The sequence below is a fragment of the Nannocystis exedens genome, from assembly GCF_002343915.1.
GTDB classification, from domain to species: Bacteria; Myxococcota_A; Polyangia; order Nannocystales; family Nannocystaceae; genus Nannocystis; species Nannocystis exedens.
Genome location: NZ_NETK01000001.1, coordinates 7,998,259 through 8,018,456 on the forward strand (window position 1 = coordinate 7,998,259; position 20,198 = coordinate 8,018,456).

At 73.0% G+C, this 20,198-nt stretch carries 16 protein-coding genes; 9 read left to right on the plus strand and 7 right to left on the minus strand.

Annotated elements, in window-relative coordinates:
• The first annotated feature begins 83 nt into the window (after window positions 1-83).
• The 5 genes from NAEX_RS31485 to NAEX_RS31505 all read left to right on the plus strand — a co-directional run bounded on the left by NAEX_RS31485 (window position 84) and on the right by NAEX_RS31505 (window position 4,191).
• Window positions 84-617, plus strand: a complete 534-nt coding sequence (locus tag NAEX_RS31485) for a peroxiredoxin (RefSeq protein ID WP_096331182.1) — start codon at window positions 84-86, stop codon at window positions 615-617.
• A 41-nt stretch (window positions 618-658) separates the two neighbouring features.
• A complete protein-coding gene (locus NAEX_RS31490) occupies window positions 659-1,186 on the plus strand; it encodes a carboxymuconolactone decarboxylase family protein (RefSeq protein ID WP_096331183.1) in 528 nt (175 codons plus the stop codon).
• 241 nt (window positions 1,187-1,427) lie between these two features.
• Window positions 1,428-2,408 carry a serine/threonine protein kinase gene (locus NAEX_RS31495; RefSeq protein ID WP_143825664.1) on the plus strand — a complete coding sequence of 327 codons (981 nt, stop codon included), beginning with the start codon at window positions 1,428-1,430 and terminating at the stop codon, window positions 2,406-2,408.
• A 165-nt stretch (window positions 2,409-2,573) separates the two neighbouring features.
• The gene (locus NAEX_RS31500) at window positions 2,574-3,545 is read left to right on the plus strand and encodes an L-threonylcarbamoyladenylate synthase (protein WP_096331185.1); all 972 of its coding nucleotides are present in this window, start codon (window positions 2,574-2,576) and stop codon (window positions 3,543-3,545) included.
• Between the two features lie 139 nt (window positions 3,546-3,684).
• Complete coding sequence (locus tag NAEX_RS31505; RefSeq protein WP_096331186.1) at window positions 3,685-4,191, plus strand: hypothetical protein; 507 nt, start codon at window positions 3,685-3,687, stop codon at window positions 4,189-4,191.
• A 157-nt stretch (window positions 4,192-4,348) separates the two neighbouring features.
• Here NAEX_RS31505 and NAEX_RS31510 read toward each other — a convergent pair whose 3' ends face one another.
• The 4 genes from NAEX_RS31510 to NAEX_RS31525 form a co-directional block, all read right to left on the minus strand.
• Window positions 4,349-5,356, minus strand: coding sequence for a CHAD domain-containing protein (locus tag NAEX_RS31510; RefSeq protein ID WP_170136145.1), 1,008 nt, complete (start codon window positions 5,354-5,356; stop codon window positions 4,349-4,351).
• A gap of 586 nt (window positions 5,357-5,942) precedes the next feature.
• Window positions 5,943-7,397, minus strand: coding sequence for a hypothetical protein (locus NAEX_RS31515; protein WP_096331188.1), 1,455 nt, complete (start codon window positions 7,395-7,397; stop codon window positions 5,943-5,945).
• Window positions 7,398-7,675: 278 nt separating this feature from the next.
• Window positions 7,676-8,251, minus strand: a complete 576-nt coding sequence (gene def / locus NAEX_RS31520; RefSeq protein WP_096331189.1) for a peptide deformylase — start codon at window positions 8,249-8,251, stop codon at window positions 7,676-7,678.
• Between the two features lie 106 nt (window positions 8,252-8,357).
• Window positions 8,358-10,052, minus strand: coding sequence for an MXAN_5187 family protein (locus NAEX_RS31525; RefSeq protein WP_143140520.1), 1,695 nt, complete (start codon window positions 10,050-10,052; stop codon window positions 8,358-8,360).
• Window positions 10,053-10,701: 649 nt separating this feature from the next.
• Between NAEX_RS31525 and NAEX_RS53965 the strand changes: the two genes are divergently transcribed.
• Genes NAEX_RS53965 through selA form a run of 3 tightly spaced genes read left to right on the plus strand, consistent with a single transcriptional unit; the run spans window position 10,702 to window position 13,856 of the window.
• On the plus strand, window positions 10,702-12,006 hold the full coding sequence (locus tag NAEX_RS53965; RefSeq protein ID WP_100792935.1) for a ComEC/Rec2 family competence protein: 1,305 nt from the start codon (window positions 10,702-10,704) through the stop codon (window positions 12,004-12,006).
• A 15-nt stretch (window positions 12,007-12,021) separates the two neighbouring features.
• Window positions 12,022-12,486 carry an FHA domain-containing protein gene (locus NAEX_RS31535; protein WP_170136146.1) on the plus strand — a complete coding sequence of 155 codons (465 nt, stop codon included), beginning with the start codon at window positions 12,022-12,024 and terminating at the stop codon, window positions 12,484-12,486.
• Between the two features lie 5 nt (window positions 12,487-12,491).
• Window positions 12,492-13,856, plus strand: a complete 1,365-nt coding sequence (selA, locus tag NAEX_RS31540; RefSeq protein WP_096331193.1) for an L-seryl-tRNA(Sec) selenium transferase — start codon at window positions 12,492-12,494, stop codon at window positions 13,854-13,856.
• A 234-nt stretch (window positions 13,857-14,090) separates the two neighbouring features.
• On the opposite strand, the gene NAEX_RS31545 is transcribed toward selA, so the two are convergent.
• The 3 genes from NAEX_RS31545 to selB all read right to left on the minus strand — a co-directional run bounded on the left by NAEX_RS31545 (window position 14,091) and on the right by selB (window position 18,496).
• Window positions 14,091-15,215, minus strand: coding sequence for a hypothetical protein (locus NAEX_RS31545; protein WP_096331194.1), 1,125 nt, complete (start codon window positions 15,213-15,215; stop codon window positions 14,091-14,093).
• Window positions 15,212-15,880 (minus strand): hypothetical protein, encoded by a 669-nt coding sequence (locus tag NAEX_RS31550; protein WP_143140519.1) that lies wholly within the window; start codon window positions 15,878-15,880, stop codon window positions 15,212-15,214. Before NAEX_RS31550 ends, NAEX_RS31545 begins: the two co-directional genes overlap by 4 nt.
• A 624-nt stretch (window positions 15,881-16,504) precedes the next feature.
• Window positions 16,505-18,496 (minus strand): selenocysteine-specific translation elongation factor, encoded by a 1,992-nt coding sequence (selB, locus tag NAEX_RS31555; RefSeq protein WP_096331196.1) that lies wholly within the window; start codon window positions 18,494-18,496, stop codon window positions 16,505-16,507.
• A gap of 150 nt (window positions 18,497-18,646) precedes the next feature.
• Between selB and selD the strand changes: the two genes are divergently transcribed.
• Window positions 18,647-19,678: a selenide, water dikinase SelD gene (gene selD, locus NAEX_RS31560; RefSeq protein ID WP_256254045.1), complete on the plus strand. Its 1,032-nt coding sequence runs from the start codon at window positions 18,647-18,649 to the stop codon at window positions 19,676-19,678.
• Window positions 19,679-20,198 lie beyond the last annotated feature (520 nt).

Genomic DNA, 20,198 nt, shown 5'->3' on the forward strand with positions numbered 1-20,198 from the left:
CAGTCTGTCCTTTGGTCCGCCCCCTGCTATTGCACCCATGTCCCGCGAGCGTTGCCGCTCGCTTCCAGGAAAGAGAACAGACCATGTTGACCGTAGGCGATCAGTTTCCCCAGTTTGCCCTCCAGGCCGTCGTCAGCCGCGAGAAGGGCAAAGAGTTCACCGAGATCAACGACAAGAGCTACGCCGGCAAGTGGCGGGTGTTCTTCTTCTGGCCGATGGACTTCACGTTCATCTGCCCGACCGAGATCGCCGAGTTCGGCCGCCGCAGCGGCGACTTCGCCGACCGCGACGCGCAGGTGCTCGGCGTCAGCACCGACACCCACTTCGTCCACCTGGCGTGGCGCAACCACCACGACGACCTGCGGGACCTGAAGATCCCGATGCTCGCCGACACCAAGCGCGAGCTGTCGCAGGCGCTCGGCATCCTGCACAAGGACGGCGTGCCGCTGCGCGCGACCTTCATCGTCGATCCGCAGGGCATCATCCGCTGGGTGTCGGTCAACGACCTGTCGGTCGGCCGCAGCGTGCCCGAGGTGCTGCGCGTGCTCGACGGTCTGCAGACCGACGAGCTGTGCCCGTGCAACTGGCAGAAGGGCGAAGCGACCCTGAACGTGTGAGCCCGCCGGGTCGCGGCGCGAAGAGAGGAGAGGAGGACATCATGGCCAATACCGTCGAATCACTGCGAGAGCAGCTCCCCGAGGCCGCAAGGGACCTCAAGGTGAACCTGCAGAACGTCCTGCAGGAGTCGTCGCTGACCCCGGCCCAGCGCTGGGGGACGGCGGTGGCCTGCGCCATCGCCTCCCGCAACGCGACCCTGACCCAGGTGCTGGTCGACGCGGCGCGCGAACAGGTCGACGCGGCGACCATCGAGGACGCCCGCGCGGCCGCGGCGCTGATGGCGATGAACAACGTGTACTACCGGTTCAAGCACATGGTCGGCAGCGAGGACTACGAGAAGCTGCCGGCGCGCCTGCGCATGACCCGGATCGCCAAGCCGCACAGCTCGAAGCTCGACTTTGAGCTGTTCTGCCTGGCCGTCAGCGCCGTCTTCGGTTGCGAGCGGTGCGTCGTCTCCCACGAGAAGACGATCCGCGAGGCCGGCGGCACGTCGGAGCAGATCCACGACGCCGTGCGCACCGGCGCGGTCGTCCACGGCGTCGCCGTCGCCCTCGAGCTCGGCGTCTGAACGTTGTTCGCGCCGGCGCTTCGGGCGCCGGGTCGGGCGGGCGGCGCGGCAGTGGCGAAATCGCCCCCCGCGGCGCCCGCCTGTCTTTTGTGCTCCACCCGCACTAGCGGCTAAGGTGCGCGCCGCGACCTGCATCGGACCCGCCGGCGACGGCCCGCTCGAGGACGGCTGACGAGACGGGACCAGGTGGTGTAGGTTGCATAACCTAGCCCACCCCCCGCCCGCCGCGCGCTTTCCCCACGTGTCCAACGAGGATCAAAACACCGGCAATCGGCCTCGCGCCGGGATGACCGGCATCACGCCGACGTCGACCTCGCAGTACGAGGGCTACCAGGGCACGGAGCTGCCGCCCGGCACGGTGGTGACGGGCACGAGCCAGTTCGAGATCGTGCAGCGCCTCGGCGAGGGCGGGATGAGCAAGGTCTACAAGGCGTTCGACCGCCTGATGAACCGCTACATCGCCCTCAAGGTGATGAAGAACGACGTGCCCGAGTGGGCGCATCGCCACTTCCGCCGCGAGGCCCGCATGTGCGCGAGCTTCATGCACCACAACCTCGTCCACGTCAGCCAGGTCGGTACGGCCGAGGAGTTCGACGTGTTGTGGTTCGCGATGGAGTACCTGCGCGGCAAGGACGTCAGCTGGTTCATCGAGAGCGGCACGCCGATGGGCATCCCGGTGATCCTCGAGATCTTCTCGCAGGTGCTCGACGCGCTCCGCTACGTCCACCTGCGCCGGATCGTCCACTGCGACATCAAGCCGTCGAACGTGTTCGTCACCCGCGACTCGCACGACCCGCTGCTCCGCGTGGTCAAGCTGCTCGACTTCGGCGTGGCCCGCGACCTGTCCGACCTGTCGTCGCACAACACGCACCACATCATGGGCGACCCCCGCTACATCGCCCCCGAGCAGACGATCCCCGGCAACTACATCGACCACCGCGCCGACCTCTACGCGCTCGGCATGACCTTCTTCGAGCTCGTCACCGGCGGCCGCCACCCGTTCGAAGACCTGTTCGACGCCCACCCCCGCGCGCTCCTGCAGGCCCACCGCGAGCGCGAACCCCTGCCGGTCAGCCACTTCCTCTCCGACAGCGTGCCCGCCGCCAAGGCCCGGGCGATGGACGCGTTCTTCGCCAAGGCGTGCGGCAAGCAGGTCCACCACCGCTTCGCCGACGCGCTGCAGATGAAGGAAGCGCTGATCGAGCTGGCGAAGCTGGGCTGAGAGACATGTCCCTCGGGACATGCCCGATAAAGCCTGTTTGTGCGGACAGGGCGGCGGCCCCGGCGGCCGGGCGTGCTATGAGCTCGTCGGAGCGCCGGCGGGCGGCCGACGCCGAGGCGGAGGGGCGATGAGCGAGAGCACAGCGGCGCCGAGGGCGGAGGGGACATGACCGTGAAGACGGCGATGTGGCCGGCCGACGATCCGGCGGCGGTCGCCCGCGCGGCCGAGGTGCTGCGGCGCGGCGGGCTGGTGGCGTTCCCGACCGAGACGGTCTACGGCCTCGGCGCCGACGCGCTCGACGCCGCGGCGGTGGGGCGGATCTTCGCGGCCAAGGGGCGGCCGGCCGACAACCCGCTGATCGTCCACGTGGCGGCGCCGGAGCAGGCGCGCGCGCTGGCGCGGTCGGTGCCGCCGGCGGCCGAGCAGCTCATGTCCTTGTGGCCGGGTCCGCTGACGCTGGTGCTGCCGCGCGCCGAGGTCGTGCCCGACGCGACCACCGCCGGGCAGGACACCGTGGCGGTGCGGATCCCCGGCCACCCGGCCGCGCTGGCGCTGCTGCGCGCGTGCGGGCGACCGCTGGCGGCGCCGTCGGCCAACCGCTCGGGCCGCCCGAGCCCGACCACCGCCCAGCACGTGCTCGCCGACCTCGACGGCGTGGTCGACGTCATCCTCGACGGAGGCGCCTGCGCCGTCGGGCTCGAGTCGACGGTGGTCGACGCGACCCGCCCGGTACCGATGGTGCTGCGCGTCGGCGGGCTGCCGGTCGAGGCGCTGCGGACGGTCGTCGGCGCCATCGACATGCTCTCGGGACAGGACCCCCAGGCCATGTCCCGGTCGCCAGGTCTGCGCCACCGACACTACGCGCCGCGCGCCCGCGTCGTGCTGGTCGCCCCCGGCGAGGCGGCGGCGATGGGCGGGCCTGCGGTGGCGGTGATGAGCCAGCAGCCGCGGCCGCCCGGGTTCGTCGGCCGCTGGCAGGTGATGCCGAGCGCGCTCGAAGGCTACGCGCAGGCGCTGTTCGCCGCGCTGCGCGAGCTCGACGCGCCGGAGGTCGAGACGATCGTGGTCGAGACGGTCCCCGAGGTCGGGCTGGGGCGGGCGATCGCCGACCGCCTGCGCCGCGCGGCCGAGCGCTGACGACCACGACGCTCGACGACGCGTCCGGCTCGGGCCCGGCGAGCGACGCGACGACCGTACCGCTCCGAGGACGCCTACCTGGCCGAGGGTTGAAGCGCCCGCGCTGGCGAGGGCGGCTGCGGCGCACTATCTTGAGGCGATGGACGTCGTCCTGCGCGAGGCGTTGATCCACGGGGCATGGTTGTCGGTCGGGATGACGGCGCTGATCCTCGTCAGCCTGCGACACGACCCGGAGGCGTGGCTGAACGACTATCCGCCCGACATCAGGGCCGCGCACGGACCGATGAGCGCGCGCGCGCGCCGGCACGGGCGGAGGTGGGCGATCGTGTGCCTGGTGCTGCTCGTGGCCGTGTTCGCGCGGCTGTTCGCGCGACTGGCGGCGCACGGGGTGGAGATGTCCTTCGGGACATGTTTTCTCGCGGCCTACGTCACCTTCTCGGTGTTCAACCTGGTCGACCTGGTGGTGATCGACCTCGGGATCATGCTCGGCCTGCGCCCGCGCTGGGCCGTGCTGCCGGGCACGGACCCGGCCTCGCCGGGCTACAGCGACCCGTGGTTCCACGTCCGCGGCTTCTTCGTCGGCTGCGTGCTCGGGGCGGGCGTGGCCGCGCTCGCGGCGGGGTTGGCGGTCCTGTTCGTGGGCTAGCTAGAGGGCCGGGCTTCCGGACAGGTCGACGTCGGGGCCGGCCAGGGCGCGGCGCGTTCGCTGGGTCAGAGGCCTGGGCTTCAGGGCAGGTCGACGTCCGAGCCGCCCGGGCCGCGCTCCCGGCCTGGCTTGACGAGCCGGTCCGTGGCCTCTCCGCTCAGGCGTGCTCGTCCTTCCGCTCGGCCAGGTCCTCGGCGACCAGGTCGCCGGGGCAGATGACCTCGGGGTCGGGCGACAGGGAGGTGGCGGGGGCGACGGTCGTACCGCAGGGGCGGGGCTCGGCGGACGGGCGTTCGCCGTCGCGCCAGACCTCCCAGTAGTCACCGATCCGGGCGACGTAGCGGCGCGGGCGTTCGGCGTACAGGCGCTGGCCCAGCGACCAGGCGCGGGCGCGGAGCTCGGCGCTGCGGGCGTCGGCGCGGGCGAGGACGTCGCGGCGGGCCTCGGCGTCGAGGTCGGGGTGCTGGCCGAGAGCGACGCGCAGGACCTCGAGGTCGTGGTCCTCGCCGAGCGCGTCCGAGAGCTGCTCGAGCGAGTCGGCCCAGGCCGCCTGCACGCACTTCCACACGTTGTGCAGCAGCTGGGTGTGGTACCAGAGGTCCTTGACCCGCTTGCGCCACGCGTGGAACGCGGCCGGGGTCGGGTCGGCGAAGGCGTTGCGCATGGCCCGGCGGCCCTGCTCGTAGCTGGTCTTGAGGCCAGGTTCGAGGACGCTCCAGCCGCGCGCCGGCGCCGGCCAGTCGGCGCTGCGGTTGCGCACGCGGGCGAGGTCGTCGGCGGCTGCGAGCAGCGCCTCCTCGCTGGCGACGACCTGGTCGCGCACGGCCGCGAGGCGGTCGCCCACGGCCGCCAGCGCGCCCTCGGGCGCGGGCACGAGGCTGGCGAACACGTCGGCCGCGACGGCGGCGTCGCGGCGCTCGGCGAGGCGCCGGGCGGCGTCGCGGAGGTCGAGGTTGTCGCGGTGGAAGCCGGCGCCGAGGCCGTCGCGCAGCAGGCGGAGCAGCGCGCGGGTGCGCTTGATGGCCTTGCGGGCCGCATGCACGCGGTCATGCGCGTCGGAGGCCTGGCCCTCGCGCAGGCGGGCGATCGCCTCGCCCAGCTCCTCGTCGGCGATCCGCACGGCGGCCTGATGGATGGACTCGCTGCGGGAGAGTCGGTAGGCCATGCCGCCACGATAGCGCGCGGGCCGGCGGTGATCCACGGGGCGGGCGGCGATCAGGAGTCTTTGAAGACATGTCGTAAAGGACATGTCGATGGAGCGGGCGCTGCGGGCGGCTGGCCCCACGCGCGGCGCGAGCGGACGCAGGCCGGCGAGGCGCGTGAGCGGGCCGGTTCATCGCGCCGCGCCGGGCCCGGCGCGCGGTGGCGGCGGATGCGGCAGCGAGCTCGGGCGTGGCGCTCGGGGCGAGCTCCGCTCGCCCCGGAATTCTGCGAAGCGAGAGGCGCTGGTCGTCCGAGCCGGAGCGCGTGCGGGAGCTCTGCAGCAGGCGAGCGTCCGCGTCGACGTGCTGCGCTTCAGGTGGAAAGGGAGGTGCGGGCACGGGTGGAGGCTCGAGCGGGCCGCCTCGGAACGGCTGCAGCGTCGACGTGCTGCGCTTCAGGGCGAAGGGGGGCACGGGTGGAGGCTCGAGCGGGCCGCCTCGGAACGAGCTGCAGCGTCGACGTGCTGCGCTCCAGGGCGAAGGGCGGGCGCGGGCGGAGGCGGGATCGGGGACGCCTGGGAACGGGCTGCAGCGCCGACGTGCTGCGCTTCAGGGCGAAGGGGCGGGCGCGGGCGGAGGCGTGATCGGAGGCGCGTCGGACGGGGCGCCGGGGGCGGGGCCGCCGTCCTGCGGCGGGGCCGTGGGCGCCTGCGTCGGCTCTCCGGGCGGCTTGCCCGACTTGCCGCCGTCCTTGGGCGTGAGCGCCTCGCTCGGGGTCAGCTTGCCGTTCTTGCGGGCGGCCCACATCTCTTCGCGCTGCTTGCGGGCGGCCTCGAGCTGCTCGGGGGTGCGGCGGAGCATGCGACGCGATTGCTCGGCGATCTGCTCGAGGATGAACTTGGCCTGGTCCTTGGTGAAGTCGGCGCGCAGGTTGAGGGCCTTGTCGTCGCGCGCGACCTCGGTGGCGTCGTAGAAGCTGCGGACCATGAAGCGGGCGTAGAACGGGACCTTGTCGTCGATGAAGGCCGGGAGGTCCTCGCTCCACTGCCGCTCCATCTTGGTGGCGTCGACGGCGTCGAGGTACTCGCTCTTGATCACGAGCTCGGGCGACGAGGCGGCCTCGGCCATGAGCTCGAGGTTGTTGGGGATCGGGAACGGCGGCTCGCCCTTGAGCTTGACGACGGAGCGGATGTCCTTGAGGACGAGCTGGAGGCCGGCCCGCGGCTCGCGGGCGGCGAAGGTCTTCAGCTTGGTGAGGTTGGCGACGAAGTTGCCGGCGGTGTCGCCCTTCGACTCGTCGGGGCCGGCGGTGATCGCCGGCAAGAACTCCTCGCGCACGTAGACGGCGACGTCGTCGTCGAGGAAGACGAACCACCGTGGGTCGTCGTCCTGGTCGGGGTTGCCGATCGGCCGCGGGTTGCCCATCGTCCGCCCGTCCCGCACCTCCCACTCGATCTTCTGTCCCTCGGCCGCGGCGGCGCGCTCGAGGCCCGCCTGCACCTCGGCCTGCGACAGCCGGTACTCGACGGCGAGGAAGGTCTGCGTCAGGTCGCGCAGGTTCGGGCTGGCGATGACGATGTAGTTGAAGTCCTTGAGGGCATGAAAACCGCCGCCGGTGACGATGAAGTCGAAGTCGGGCAGCGGCGACATGATCTCGACGATCGCGTCGGCGAACGGCAGGCCCGAGACCTTCTTCGCCGACAGCAACATGAAGAAGTTGCTGCTGCCGGGCCCGAGCTCGGCCACCCGCGAGGTCTTCTCGCCGAACTTGGGCTTGGGCTTCGGCGGCTCGGGCGGCTTCTCCTCGGGCTTGGGCCCGTCGACCTCCGGCGGCTTGTCGGGGCCCGTCGGCGGCGGCGGGACCTCGGGCTCGGGCTGCGCCTCGGGGGGCGGCGCGCCCTTCAACTCCTGATCGAGCTCGACCGTCTCGAACTGCGTGACCTCGAACTCGATCTCCGGCATCTCGAGCTTGATGTCCAGGCCGCAGCCGCCGGGGATCAGAGGCGACAGGTGCAGGGCCAGCGAGCCGAGGGCGGCGGCGAGGATGCGGCGCGTGGGGGTCACGAGCGGCGCGAGTGTACCATCGCAAGGCCGCACGCGCCCGCCCGAACCCGCCCCCGCGCCCGCGCGCGCCGCTCGCGGGCCGGGGATCGCCGGGTCCGAGGGCCAGCGTCTGCGGGCGCCGCTGCGCACGGGCAGGACCGCGGCGATCGCGAGCCGAATCTGGCTCTGAGGACATGCGCTTTGGGGCATGCCCTGAAGGGCATGTCAACTTGACACGGGCGGAGCGCGCGGGGGCCGACCCGCGGCGGTGCCCGCGACGAGGCGCGGGAGCCCGGCGGTCAGGAGCCGTAGTGCTCGACGAGCTCCTTGACGTGCTCGCGGAAGCGGTGCTCGTGCTGGCGCGCGAACTCCTTCCAGGTGCAGAAGGTCCGCGGGTCCTCGACGCGGTCGACGAACAACATCCCGTCGAGGTGGTCGCACTCGTGCTGGAAGGTGCCGGCCGTGACGCCGCGGACGACCTTGTCGATCGGGTTGCCGAACCGGTCCCACGCCTCGACGCGGATCTCGACCGAGCGATAGACGATGCCGCGCAGGTCGGGCACCGACAGGCAACCCTCGTAGTTCTCGAACCGCGTGCCGCACAGCGGGGTCAGCACCGGGTTGACGAGGATCGTCAGCGGGATGTTGGGCTTGTACGGGTAGCGCGGGTTGTCCTTGACCTCGATGACGCACACGCGCACCGGCTCGTGCACCTGGTTGGCGGCGAGCCCGGCGCCCTGGGCGTCGCGCATGGTCTCGATCATCGAGTCGATGAACGCCTGGAACGCCGGGGTCAGCAGCTCCTCGCGGCTGACTTCGCGGGCCTTCTGGCGCAGCACGGGGTGCCCGATCTGGGCGACTTTGAGGATCGGCATCGGGCCCAGTGTAATGCACGCCACATGCGGAGGCCCGGGGGGACCATGACGGTCCGGCCCGGGCCCCGGCGCTCGCAGCCCCCTCGGGCCGCACGGTGGTGTGCGCTTACCCGCGGACGACGCGCGCCTTGAGCGCGACCTTGCCGTCCTTGATGTAGACCGAGAACTGCACGTCCTTGACGTCCGGCCGCTTCATCAGCTCGGCGGTGTTCGCCCGCAGCTTGGTGGCGAATTTCTCGTAGGTGAAGTTGTCGATCGGCTCGTTGTTCTCGAGCTTGAACTTCACGAACTCCTCGAAGACCTCCTGGTAGTAGGCCTCGCGGACCGCGTCGTCCTTGGCCGGCTCGGGGCCGCTGCCCTGCGCCTCGTTGTCCATCGTCATCAGGTTGCCGATGACGGTCTCGCGCGAACGCAGCGGCTTGGTCGCAGGCATGGTGAAGAAGCCAGGCCCGCGCCCCGCGGCCGGCTGGGAGGACGACGGCACCGAGGGGTGCGCCATGGTCGGCGCCTCGTCCTCGGCCGGGCCCGGCGTGGCGACCACGGCCGGCGCATCGACGCGATCGGCGGCGCCGGTACGGCCCACCTTGCGGTGCGACCGCGTCGGGCTCACGGCCGGCACGCGCCGCGATGCACGACCGCTGGGATCGCCGTCCTCCTCGGCGACGCCGGCGGCGAGGCTCGAGCGCAACGCCTCGTGGTAGGCGTGCGCCGCCTTGGCGAGCTCGGCGACCGGGCCGGTGCCGTAGGTGTCGTAGAAGAGCTGCTGCTGCGAGCCCAGCCGCATGGCGTTGAACTCGGCGGTGAGGCGACGGATCGGGTTGGCGGCCTCGAGGTTCGGCAGGTAGAGCGCGAGCGCGAGGCCGATCGCCAGCACGAACAGGAGAATCGCCAGGTGCTCGCCGCTCAGGCCGTTGGCCTTGGCGTCGCCGAGCGCAGTAAACAGGTCCTTCTGCCCGGCGGCGGCGGTGTTGGCCGAGAGCACGACGAGCATGGCGCCGTCGTCGCCCGCGCCGGCCGGACCAGGCACGCGGCCGATCGACCCGATGCGCGCGTTGAGGCCCTCACCGACCTTGAAGGCGTCGCTGGCTCCGACCCCGGGCGCGTCCTTGCCGTGCTCGGTGGCGAACTTGGTCAGCGCGTCGCCGCTGTTGCCGGGGTTGATCAGGGTGTTCTCGAGCGGCTGCCCGCTGCGCACCAGCGCGGCCGGGTTCTGCGTGCCGAGGATCCGGCGGAAGATCGAGTTGGCGCCGAGATCGAGCGGGTGAATCGCAACCAGCCGCCGCCCGGCCTCGTCGGCCTTGGAGATCCGCACGACGTGCAAGCTGCCGCGCAGCGCCGCCGAGAACTGGTCCTCCTTGTCGGTCGCCGCGGTGACGAAGTTCGGCAGCAGCGCCGCCTCGACGAGCTCGTCGTGCCCGCCGCCGGCGTACACCAGCAGCGCGCCCGACTTGTCGAACAGGCCGACGGTCATCTGCGTGTTGTCGGACAGCACCGCAGAATTCGCGGCGGTGGCGAAGGCGTCGGCCAGCGACGGCGGGGTCACCTTGCCGATTCCGGGCTGACCCGGATTGAGCGCGAGCTTGAGGTATGGATCGGACAGGATCGCCGGCGCTCGCGCGACGGGTGAGGCCTGGATCGCGGCCTCGAGCGCGACCACACCGGCCTCGGTCTTGGCCTTGAGCGCAGCACGGTCCGCGTCCGTGAAGCCCCCAGCGGTCCCAAAAGACAGGAGGAACATACCCGCGAGGAAGGCCGTCGCGAGGCATGCGAGGATTGCAGCCCAGATCTTCGTCAGCAGCACGATTGGGCCTAGTGTAGGGCCACGCGGCCGGCGCTGGCAATTTCGCAGTGCATCCGAGGTCCTAGGGCAGAGCAAGTCCGCGCCCGCCCTGCTGCAAAAAGACAGGCCGTCCCAGCGACTCTTCCAGGTGCTCCCGCTGTGTTTCTGCCTGGCCTGGTGTGTCGGTGTCGTGTTCGGCTTCGCGCATGTTGCGCCGGCGGGCTCAGCCGTGTTGGCAGGACTGGCAGGGCTGCTCGCAGGGGCCGCTCTGCGAGCGCGCAGGGGCGCAGCAGCAGCGGTGGTGCTGGCCGCAGGAGTGGCCGGAGCGGCTCGCGGGCGGCTGCCGGAGCCGGAGCCGCCGGACATCGCGGGTCCGGGGCTCGTCCGCGTGACGGTCCGCGGAGCGAGCGCCCCGGCGACGGCGAGCTGTGCCGTGTTCGCAAGCCCGGACGGCAGCTCGGCGGTGTGGTCGCTCCGCGTACCCGAGGCGATTTGTCCACTTGCAGCGGGCGATCCGATCTGGCTCAGGGCCGGAGATCTCGCGCGCCGCGAGGGTCCGCCGTGGCCGGGCGCCGGAAGCTTCGATCCGGCCCGCGACGGGGCCGCGGCCGCGTTTTCGGTCGAACACGCGTGGCGAGCCGGGGGCGCGAACGGCGGTTACTGGCGGGCGGTGGCCGAGCTGCGCGAGGCGACGACGCGCGCCTCGCGGAGCGACGCGGCGCTGGGCTTCGTGGTGGCGTCGGTGCTGGGCCAGCCCGCGGCCCTCGCGCCCGAACGCCGCACAGAACTGCGGCGGGCCGGGCTCGGACACGTGGTGGCGGTCAGCGGGATGAACGTGGCGGTGGCGGCGGCGCTGGTCCAAACGCCGCTGCTGCGGGCGGGATTGCTGGTCGGCGGTTCGCTGACGCTGGCGGCGGCGCTGGCCTGGCTGCCGGTGTTGGCGTACCTGGGGGTGACAGGCGGCGAACCACCGGCGCTCCGCGCAGCGGTGATGTTCGCGCTGGCCCAGCTGGCGACGCTGACGGGCCGCCCGGGCCACGGGCTGACGGCGCTGGCGTGGACGGCGGCGGCGATGCTGGCGTGGCGGCCGGCGTGGGCGCTCGACCCGGGGCTGCACCTGTCGCTGGCGGCGATGGCGATCCTGGTCCACCCGACGGCGCCGCGCGGGCTGGTGGCGCAGAGCTGGCGGGTGTCCTTCGGGACATTGCCGATCGTTCTGGTCCACTTCGGGCAGGCGTCGCTGATCGGGGTGGCGGCCAACGTGATCGCGGTGCCGGTGTTCACGGTGTGGGTGCTGCCGCTCGGCATCGCCGGGATGGTGGCGACGCGGTGGTGGGGGCCGGAGGCGCTGCGGCCGGCGGCGCTCGGGGGGCAGGTGATCATCGATCTGGCCGGGCTGGCGGCGCGGGCGCCGGAGCCGCCGTGGTGGCTGCTGGCGGGGCTGGCCGGGCTCGGGCTGGTGCTGCGGTGGACGGTGCGGCGGCCGGCGGTGCTGCGCTGGGTGCCGGGGATGTTGCCGTGCGTCGGGGTGCTGGCGGCGCTGGCGTACCTCGGGCGCGAACGATCGCCCGAGCCGCCTCGGGCCTGGGTGGCGATCGGCGGGACACGCAGCGCTGCGGTGATCGTGCCGGCGCCGGAAGATCGGTCGCTGGCGTGCGTGCGCGACCCGTGGCTCGCGCCCGAGGCGTGGCCGGAGCTGCTGGCGGCGCTGGGCTTCCGCGGGGCGGCGGCCGTGGCGGCGCCTCGCAGCCCGCCGGCGGCCGCGGCGGTGCAGGCGGAGCTCGAGCGGGCGGGGATGATGTTCTCGGGGACATGTCCCGAAGGACCGGCGCTGAAGTCGTTGCGGATACACCTCGAGGCCTGTCAAGCGAGGACGCGGCAGCGACGCGCGGTGGTGCGGGCGGGGCCGGAGGGGGCCGGGGCGGAGTGCTGGATCGACGGGGCGTTCGTGGGCGCGACCGGTCCCGAGAGATAGGTTATGGTCCGGGGCGTGGGTCGTGAGCCGGAGATCTTCGTGCGCGAGGAGAGCGGACCGGGGCGCGGACGGACGCACGCGCTGGCGCCGGGGCGGGCGGTGATCGGCCGCGATCCGGGGGCGACGGTGATGCTGGCGGGCGACGACGTGTCGCGCGTCCACGCGGCGCTCGACGTGACGCCCGAGGGGCTGACCGTGACCGACCTCGGCAGCAAGAACGGGGTGTACCGCGACGGGGCGGCGCTGGTCGGGGCGACGCCGCTGGCTCACGGCGACGTGATCGTGGTCGGGGGGATCTCCTTACGCGTGCATCACCCGGGGGCGCAGGTCGACGCGGCGCTGCGACGCGGCGGCGAGGTGACGGTGACGCGCGTGCGGCAGGTCGCGCCGGCGGAGCCGGGCGAGTCGCTGCTGCTGCCGGCCGCGGCCACGCTGGGGTTCGCGGCGCTCGTCGCGGCGCTGCTCTTGTGGCAGCAGTAGAGGGCATGTCGCTCCGTCTGCCTCGCGTCGATCGGATCCTCGACCACCCCGCGCTCGCGTCGTCGCCGGCGCTGCGATCGATCCAGAAGCGCCTCGTGAACGACATCCTGGCGGAGCTGCGGCGGCGGGCTCTGGCCGGCGAGATCTCCGAGGCGCCCGAGGTCGAGGCGATCGCCCGCGAGGTGGAGAGGCGACTGGCCGAGGTCATGACGCCGCGGCCGCGCGCGCTGATCAACGCGACCGGCGTGCTGCTGCACACCAACCTCGGGCGCGCGCCCCTGTCCCGAGCGGCAGTCGCCGCGATGACGGCGGCGGCCGGCACCTGCGAGCTCGAGTTCGAGGTCGAGACCGGCCGGCGCGGCTCGCGGCTCACGTGGCTGCGGCCGCTCCTGGCGGCGCTGCTCGGGGCCGAGGACGTGCACGTGGTCAACAACGGGGCGGCCGCGCTGCTGCTGGCGTGCACGGCGGTGGGGCGACCGGGCGGCGTGGTGCTGTCGCGCGGTCAGATGGTGGAGATCGGCGACGGCTTCCGCGTGGCCGAGATGGCGGCGGCCGGCGGCGCGCAGGTGTGGGAGGTCGGCAGCACCAACCGGACGCACCTCGCCGACTACGCGGCGGGGCTCGCGGGCGAGCTGCCCGGGCAGTCGCGGGGGGCGGCGGCGATCTTGTGGGTCCACCTCAGCAACTTCTCGCAGGCGGGGTTCGTGCATCAGCCGACGCTGGGCGAGCTGGCGGCGCTGGGGCGCGAGCGCGGGGCCCCGGTGGTCGCGGACCTCGGCTCGGGCTCGCTGGGCGGGATCGTGGGCGAGGAGCCGACTGTCCAGGAGTACCTGTCGCAAGGGGCAGATCTGGTGACATTCAGCGGCGACAAGCTGCTCGGCGGGCCGCAGGCCGGGCTGCTGGCGGGGTCGGCCGCGCTGGTCGGAAAGTGCCGCCGGCACCCGCTGGCGCGGGCGCTGCGGCCCGACAAGACGACGGTGGCGGCGCTCCACGCGACCGCGATCGCGTACGCCAGCGGGCAGGCGGACACGCTGCCGCTGCGGCGCATGATGGCCTGGTCGGAGGACCAGCTGCGCGCGCGGGCCGAGGCGCTGGGGCAGCGACTCGGGTGGTCTTCGGGACAGGTGCGGACGAGCGAGGCCACCGTCGGCGGCGGCTCGCTGCCGGGCGACGTGATGGTGAGCGTGGCGCTGGCGGTGCCCACGGCGGACCCTGCCGCGACGGCGACTGCGCTGCGGCGGGCCGGCGTGGTCGGCCGCGTCAGCGCCGGCGAGCTGCTGCTCGACCTGCGGACGGTCGCGCCGGAGGAAGAGGAGGCGCTGGCGGCGGCGGTGCGAGCGGTGGCGGCTGGCCGCAAGGACATGCCCTGAGGGCAGGTGAGAGCCGCGACTGCGAGGCGCCCGGGCTGCGAGGGCATGCGTGAAGGACGTGCCCTGCGCGAGGGGGGTGCGAGGACATGTCCGGAAGAGCATGTCTCGCCAAGACGAGTGATGGCCGGGAGGACATGCTTCGAGGAGCATGTCCAAGAGGACAGCTGCCAAGCGCGAGAGCGCCGTGGGGGAGCGAGGCCTGCTCGATGGTCAGGCCTCGCTGCCGACGCGGGCTCAGAAGCGGCCGACGAGCACGAGGCCGTTGCTGGCCCCGAGGCTGGGGGCGATGCGGACGCTGGCCTGTTCGGGGGGCAGGCCGAGCTTCTGGCGGAGCTCCCGGTTGTGGCCGTCGATGAGGCCAGGGGTCTCGCGGCGGCCGATCGGGTGGGCCTTGTAGACGCCGAGGAACACGCCCATGCCGATGAGGAGAGCCGCGCCGACGCCGAGCAGCGCGCCGGAGACGGGCATCGACAGCGGGTAGCGGACGCGGTCGGTGCCGGCGCCGAGCGGGTCGTCGGGGCCGAAGTCGGGGCCGTTCTTGGCGGCGGTGGCGTTGAGGATCAGGAAGGTGAGGCCGACCGCGACCAGGCCGCCGCCGGCGATGCCGCCGCCGAGGGCGACGCCGAGCCGGGTCTTCTTGCGCTTGTCGACCTGGCGCGCCAGGTCGTCGCGGCCGAGGGCGGCATAGAACTGCGCGGGGCTGATCGGCGTGCCGGGCGTGCCCTGGCGCAACGCGCCCCAGGTGCCGCCGAGGCGCTTGGCCGCGTACTCCTTCTCGGCGGCCTCGCGCGCCTGCTTGACCTCCTCGGGCTCCTCGGGCTCCTTCGGGCCTTCCTCGCCGCCCTCGGGGGCCGGGTCGGGCACGCTGACCTCGGTGGGCGGCTCGGGCTCGGGCAGGGGGACGCCGGCGGTGCCGCTGAGGGCGACGGCGACGTTGCCGTCGGTGCCGTAGGCCATGGCGATGAAGCTCGGCGGGTCGCCCGGGCTGCCCTCGAACACGCGGACGATGACGATCTGCTGGACGGGCAGGACCTTGGCGCGCTCGACGATGCCGCGGTCGTCGAGGCTGTCGACCGCGCCGAGCGCCTGGCCGTCGATCACCACGCCGGCCTTCTTCGAGGCGGTGAGCGCGGCTCGGAACGCGGCCGCGGCCGCCTGCGAGCCGGGGTTGGCGGCGATGACGATGATGTTGGGCTTCTTGTCGCCGAGGTGAGCGCTGACGCCGGTCGGCGTGAACGTGCCGGCCCAGTCGACGGGCGCGGCGGCCACGGGCGCGGGCGCCGGCGCAGCGAGGGCGGGGGTCGGGAGGGCGAGCGCGGTCGAGAGCGCCGCGGCGAGGAGGGTGCGGAGCGCGGTCATTGGGGGGTCCACCGGCACGCGGGGTCGGCGATGCAGTCCGCGGCGTTCTTGTTGTTGAAGCAGGCGGGGGAGGAGCAGAACTCGCTGCACGCCTTGCTGAGCGCGCACGAGTCGAGGTCCTCGCAGTCGTCGATGATCGGCTCGCAGGCGAAGCCGCCGGGGCCGCGGGCGACGCAGGTGTCGACGGCGTTCTTCTCGTCCTTGAAGATCTGGCCCGCGCCGCTGATGTAAACCCGCTCGTCGCCCCGCGCACAATTGAGGTACCAGCCGCCGTAGTTGCAGCGCGCGATCTCGACGGCGCAGCCGTCGTACTCGAGGCACCCCGCGACCGCGCTGGTCAACTCGGCGTAGGTGCCGTCGTTGAACAGCGCGGCGACGGAGCCGTCGTAGGTCATGTAATTGCACATCCGCAGGCTGCTGCCGTTCTCGCACTGCAGCCGGCTGCTGTTGCAGAAGCAATAATCCCAGGCGGTGTCCTCGTCGTCGAGGGAGACGCCGTCGTTGAACTCGTGCTGCTTGCTGCCGCACTCGACGTAGCGCAGCCCCGGCTTGGTGGTACATTCGAGGAATTCGTCGCACTGCGTACAGCCGCCAGTGAGCATCGGGGCGAGCGCAGCCACGAGGCCGACGCCGAAGAGCAACGAGAACATTTTGAGGCGACCCACTTGGACCCTCCTGTCCCGCTAGGACCGGGACGGAGCTGAGGTTGACTGCGCGCCGACATCCCCCGGCGAGACGGCGAACCAAGCCGTCGGCCAGGCCGAGGTGACAGCATGCATGCCGCGTACGGTATCGGCTCGCCCCCGGCTTGTACAGGCGGCCGCCAGGGTGGAGGCGCGAGGCTCGTCACGGCCCGGGATTGGGGACACCTTGCGCAAGGGACATGTATGAAGAGACCGCGCGAACGAGCGCGGCGAGGCGTGCCGGTGTGGCCGCAATGCGGGCCCGGGTGCGAGAGGGTGGTCGGACGGGACCGCCGACGTGGCGCACGGGGGCCGATCGGGCATGGGCCGGGGAATGCGGGGTGGAGGCCAGGCGGGCGCCAGGGCGTGTCGAGACGCTGGGGGGATTGGTCGGGAAGTTGGCCGGGCGTACGGCGAGAGAGCGCGGGGGAGGAACGCAAGTTGCGGCGTGGGGCGGGACGTCGGCCTGGTCTGCGCCAGGAAAGCACGGCGGGGGACGCAGGCGGCGGCAGGGCCCGGGACGCCGACCGGCAGTGCGCCGGGCGCCCGGCGCGTCGCAGGCGGCGTGCAGCCGAGGCCGGCGAGCCGGCCACGCGAGGTTCGAGCTCAGGCGCCATGGAGCTTGGGGCCGGCGACTCGGACCTCACCTTGCCGGCGGGTGATGCCCAGCCGGTCCAGGTGCTCGAGGAAGGGCACGACGAACTTGCGCGACAGACCCGTCAACGCCTTGAGCACCTGAACATCGATTTGCGGGCTCTCGCGCAGGTGGGACCGGACTTTGTCGACCAGCGTGGCGTGATGCTCGCGGGCGAGCGAAAGATCGGCGGAGACTCGCACCAGCGCGCCGGCCTTCTGCAGCGCGGTGAGAGCGTCGAGGGCCTGGCGTTCGCTCAGGTTGGCGCCGGCCTGTACCTCTTTAAGGGTGGGGGGGGCGACGCCGGCGCGGACGTAGAGATCCAGCACCTTGTGCCCGATCGGCGACAGGCCCGGGGTCGGCTCGGTGCCGCCACGGACGAGTACGTCGCCGCGCAGCTCCAGCAGCCCGCGGGCGAGCGCGTGGTCGAGGGCGGCGGCGGCGACGTCGGGCGCGACGCGGCCGGGCAAGCCGCCGAGCAGGGCGGCACGCGACAGCCCGGGGCGATCGGGGTGGGCGGCCTGGAACCGGACGGCGACGGCGACCGCGGCGGCGGCCAGCTCGGGCAGCACGGCCGCGGCGACGTGGCGGCTGTCGCCGAGCCGCACGGCGTCTGCACTTTGGACCATGTCGGAAAGGACAGCGTCGAGGTCGGGCGCGCCCGCCCGCAGCTCGAGCTCTTCGCGCGAGATGGCGAGCGCGCCGGCGTCGGCCAGCAGCGCGGCCAGACGCCCGCGCAGGTCAGCGCCGGCGAGGGCGCGGGCGACCCGCAGCCAGCGGCTCCGCTGGCCGCGGCCGGGGCGCGGGGCCGGGTCGACGACGACGCCGCCGCCGCAGGTGTGGCCGTGGATCAGGTCGCCGCCGTGGCTGCGGAGGACCACTCGCTGGCCGTGCCAGGCGGGCAGGGGCGCGTCGAGGCGGAGCCGCACCAGCGCCGTAGTACCTGGCGGAACAGACATGGTCTTGGGGGCATCCTCGTCGCCCGTGAGCGGCCCGAGCGGGTCGAGCCGCCCGGTGGTGTGCGCCGTGCCGGCGCAGACCTGGACGCTGGTGCCGCTGCGCCAGGTGCGAGGGTCGTGCGGCAGGTGCTCGAGCAGGAGGTGGACGGCCCCGGCGGCGACGACGCGGTGGCCGCGGGTGAGCACGTCGCCGCGGGCGAGCTCGGCGACGGCGACGCCGCCGAGGTTGACCGCCGTCCGAGCGCCCGCGGGGACGCGGGTGGCCGCGGCGCCGCGGACGTGGAGGGCGCGGGCCCGAAGCTCCCGGGCGGGGCGCTGCTCGCCGCCGGGGACGAGGGTGAAGTAGGGGTCGGCGGCGATCTCGAGCTGTCCCGAGAGCAAGGTGCCGGTGACGACGGTGCCGTGGCCCTTGAGGACGAAGCAGCGATCGATCGGGAGGATGGGGCGGTCGCGCGACGGGCGGGCCGGCAGCGCGGCGGCGACGCGGCGGACGGCGGCGGCGAGCTCCGGGACACCGGCGCCGGTGTGTGCGGAACACGGCACGATCGTGGCGCGGGCCAGGCCGGGCGCGAGCTCTTCGAGGGCCGCGCGCACGTCGGCCTCGGCGAGCGCCAGCGCCTCGGCGTCGCCCTGCAGGCGATCGATCTTGCTGAGCGCGACCACGCCGTGGGTGATGCCGAGGAGGCGGCAGACGAGCAGGTGCTCGCGCGTCTGCGGCATCACGCCCTCCTCGGCCGAGACGACCAGGAGCACGGCGTCGACGCCTCCGGCGCCGGCGACCATGGTGCGGACGAAGGCCTCGTGACCGGGCACGTCGACGATGCTGGCGACCAGGCCGGGGCCGAGCTGCCAGGCGGCGAAGCCGAGGTCGATGGTGATCCCGCGGCGCTTCTCCTCGGGCAAGCGATCGGTGTCGACTCCGGTGAGGGCGCGGACCAGGGCGGTCTTGCCGTGATCGATGTGGCCGGCGGTCCCGAGGACCAGGTCACGCACGGGCTTGGCCATGGGCCGCAGTGTAGCGGCCCGGGGTCTGCGATACACTCCTCGCGCATGAGCAGCGAGCCCCGAAAGCCCGGCGAGCCCGACGACACCCGCGCCGTCCACCGACCGCTCCGTCTGACCGAGTTCGCCCGCGGCGGCGGTTGAGCCGCCAAGCTGCGGCTCGGCGACCTGGTCCAGGTCCTGGAGGGCATGCCCCCGCCCGAAGAACGGGGCGACGAGCGGGTCCTCGTCGGCACGGAGTTCGCCGACGACGCGGCCGTCGTGCGCATCGGCGATGACCCGACGCGAGCGACCGTGCTGACCGTCGACATCATCGCCCCGCTCGTCGACGACCCCGAGACCTTCGGCGAGATCGCCGCCTGCAACGCGCTGTCGGACGTCTACGCCATGGGCGGCCGGCCGCTGTTCGCCCTCAACGTGGTCGGCTTCCCCGACGACAAGCTGCCGCTGTCGGTGTTGCAGGCGATCCTGCGCGGGGCGGCGCGGGCCTGCGCCCGCGCCGGGGTGGCGGTGGTCGGCGGCCACACCGTCCGCGACGGTGAGCTGAAGTTCGGGCTCAGCGTGACGGGGGAGGTGGCTGTCCCCGAGATCCTGTCCAATCGGACAGGTCGAGAAGGCCAGGCGCTGGTGCTGACCAAGGCGCTCGGGACCGGCTTCATCGCCCAGGCGATCAAGCACGGTCACGCGGAGCCGGCCGAGGTGGCGGCGGCGGTCGGGAGCATGACGACGCTGAACGGACCGGCGCTGACGATCGCGCGCGGCTTCGGCGTCACGGCCTGCACCGACGTGACCGGGTTCGGGCTGCTCGGGCACTTGCGCAACATCCTCCGCGGCTCGCAGCTGGCGGCGCGGCTCGACATGGCGGCCCTGCCGGCGCTGCCCGGGGCGCTCGCCCACGCGGCCGCCGGACGGGTGCCCGGCGGGTCGAAGGCCAACCTGGCGTTCGTGCGGCCGAACCTGATCGTCGAGGGCAGCGAGGAGCCGCTGCGCACGCTCCTCGCCGCCGATGCGCAGACGAGCGGCGGGCTCCTGCTCACCGTGCCGGAGGAGCAGGCCGCAGGGCTCGTCGCGGCGCTGCGCGAGAGCGGCGGGCAGGGGTGGGCGATCGGTCGGCTGACGGCACCCTCGGCCACGACGCCCGTGGGGACCACGGTGCTCGAGTTCGCGGCCGAGCGCGAGGCGTGACCGGCCAAATGCGTTCGCGTCCGGGGGCGTGGGTACCGACGGGGACGCGGCGCACCCGCTCGCACGCTGCGGGCCGCGCAGCGCAAGGTCCCCTGGTGAAGCGCGTCCTGAGTGGGTCATGGGTGTCGAGAGGTGTAGCGGTCGGAGCGATGCGGACCAGCGCTTTCTCGCCCGTGTCGGCGTGAGACAAACTCGCAAGCCGAGTTCGTGAGCGCCAACTTTGATTGGGTCTTGCAGCGTAGGTCGCAGCAGGCGATGGTTTTTGGATGTCTTCGAGGACATGTTCCTTCGGGCATGTTCTTGAGAGACGTCGACGGGACACCCAACGCGAGTTCGTGAGCGCCAAATTCAGTTGCAGCTTGCGCGGCCGAGCGGAGCGACTAGCCTGGCGAGCGATGATTCGAATGATCGGCGTATCAGCAATCCTCGGGCTCGTGACGCTGGGCTGCGGTCCGGGGGCCCACGACGAGTCCAGCTCCGAGGTGGGCGACGCGGGCAGTACGAGCTCCGGCGGCGCGAG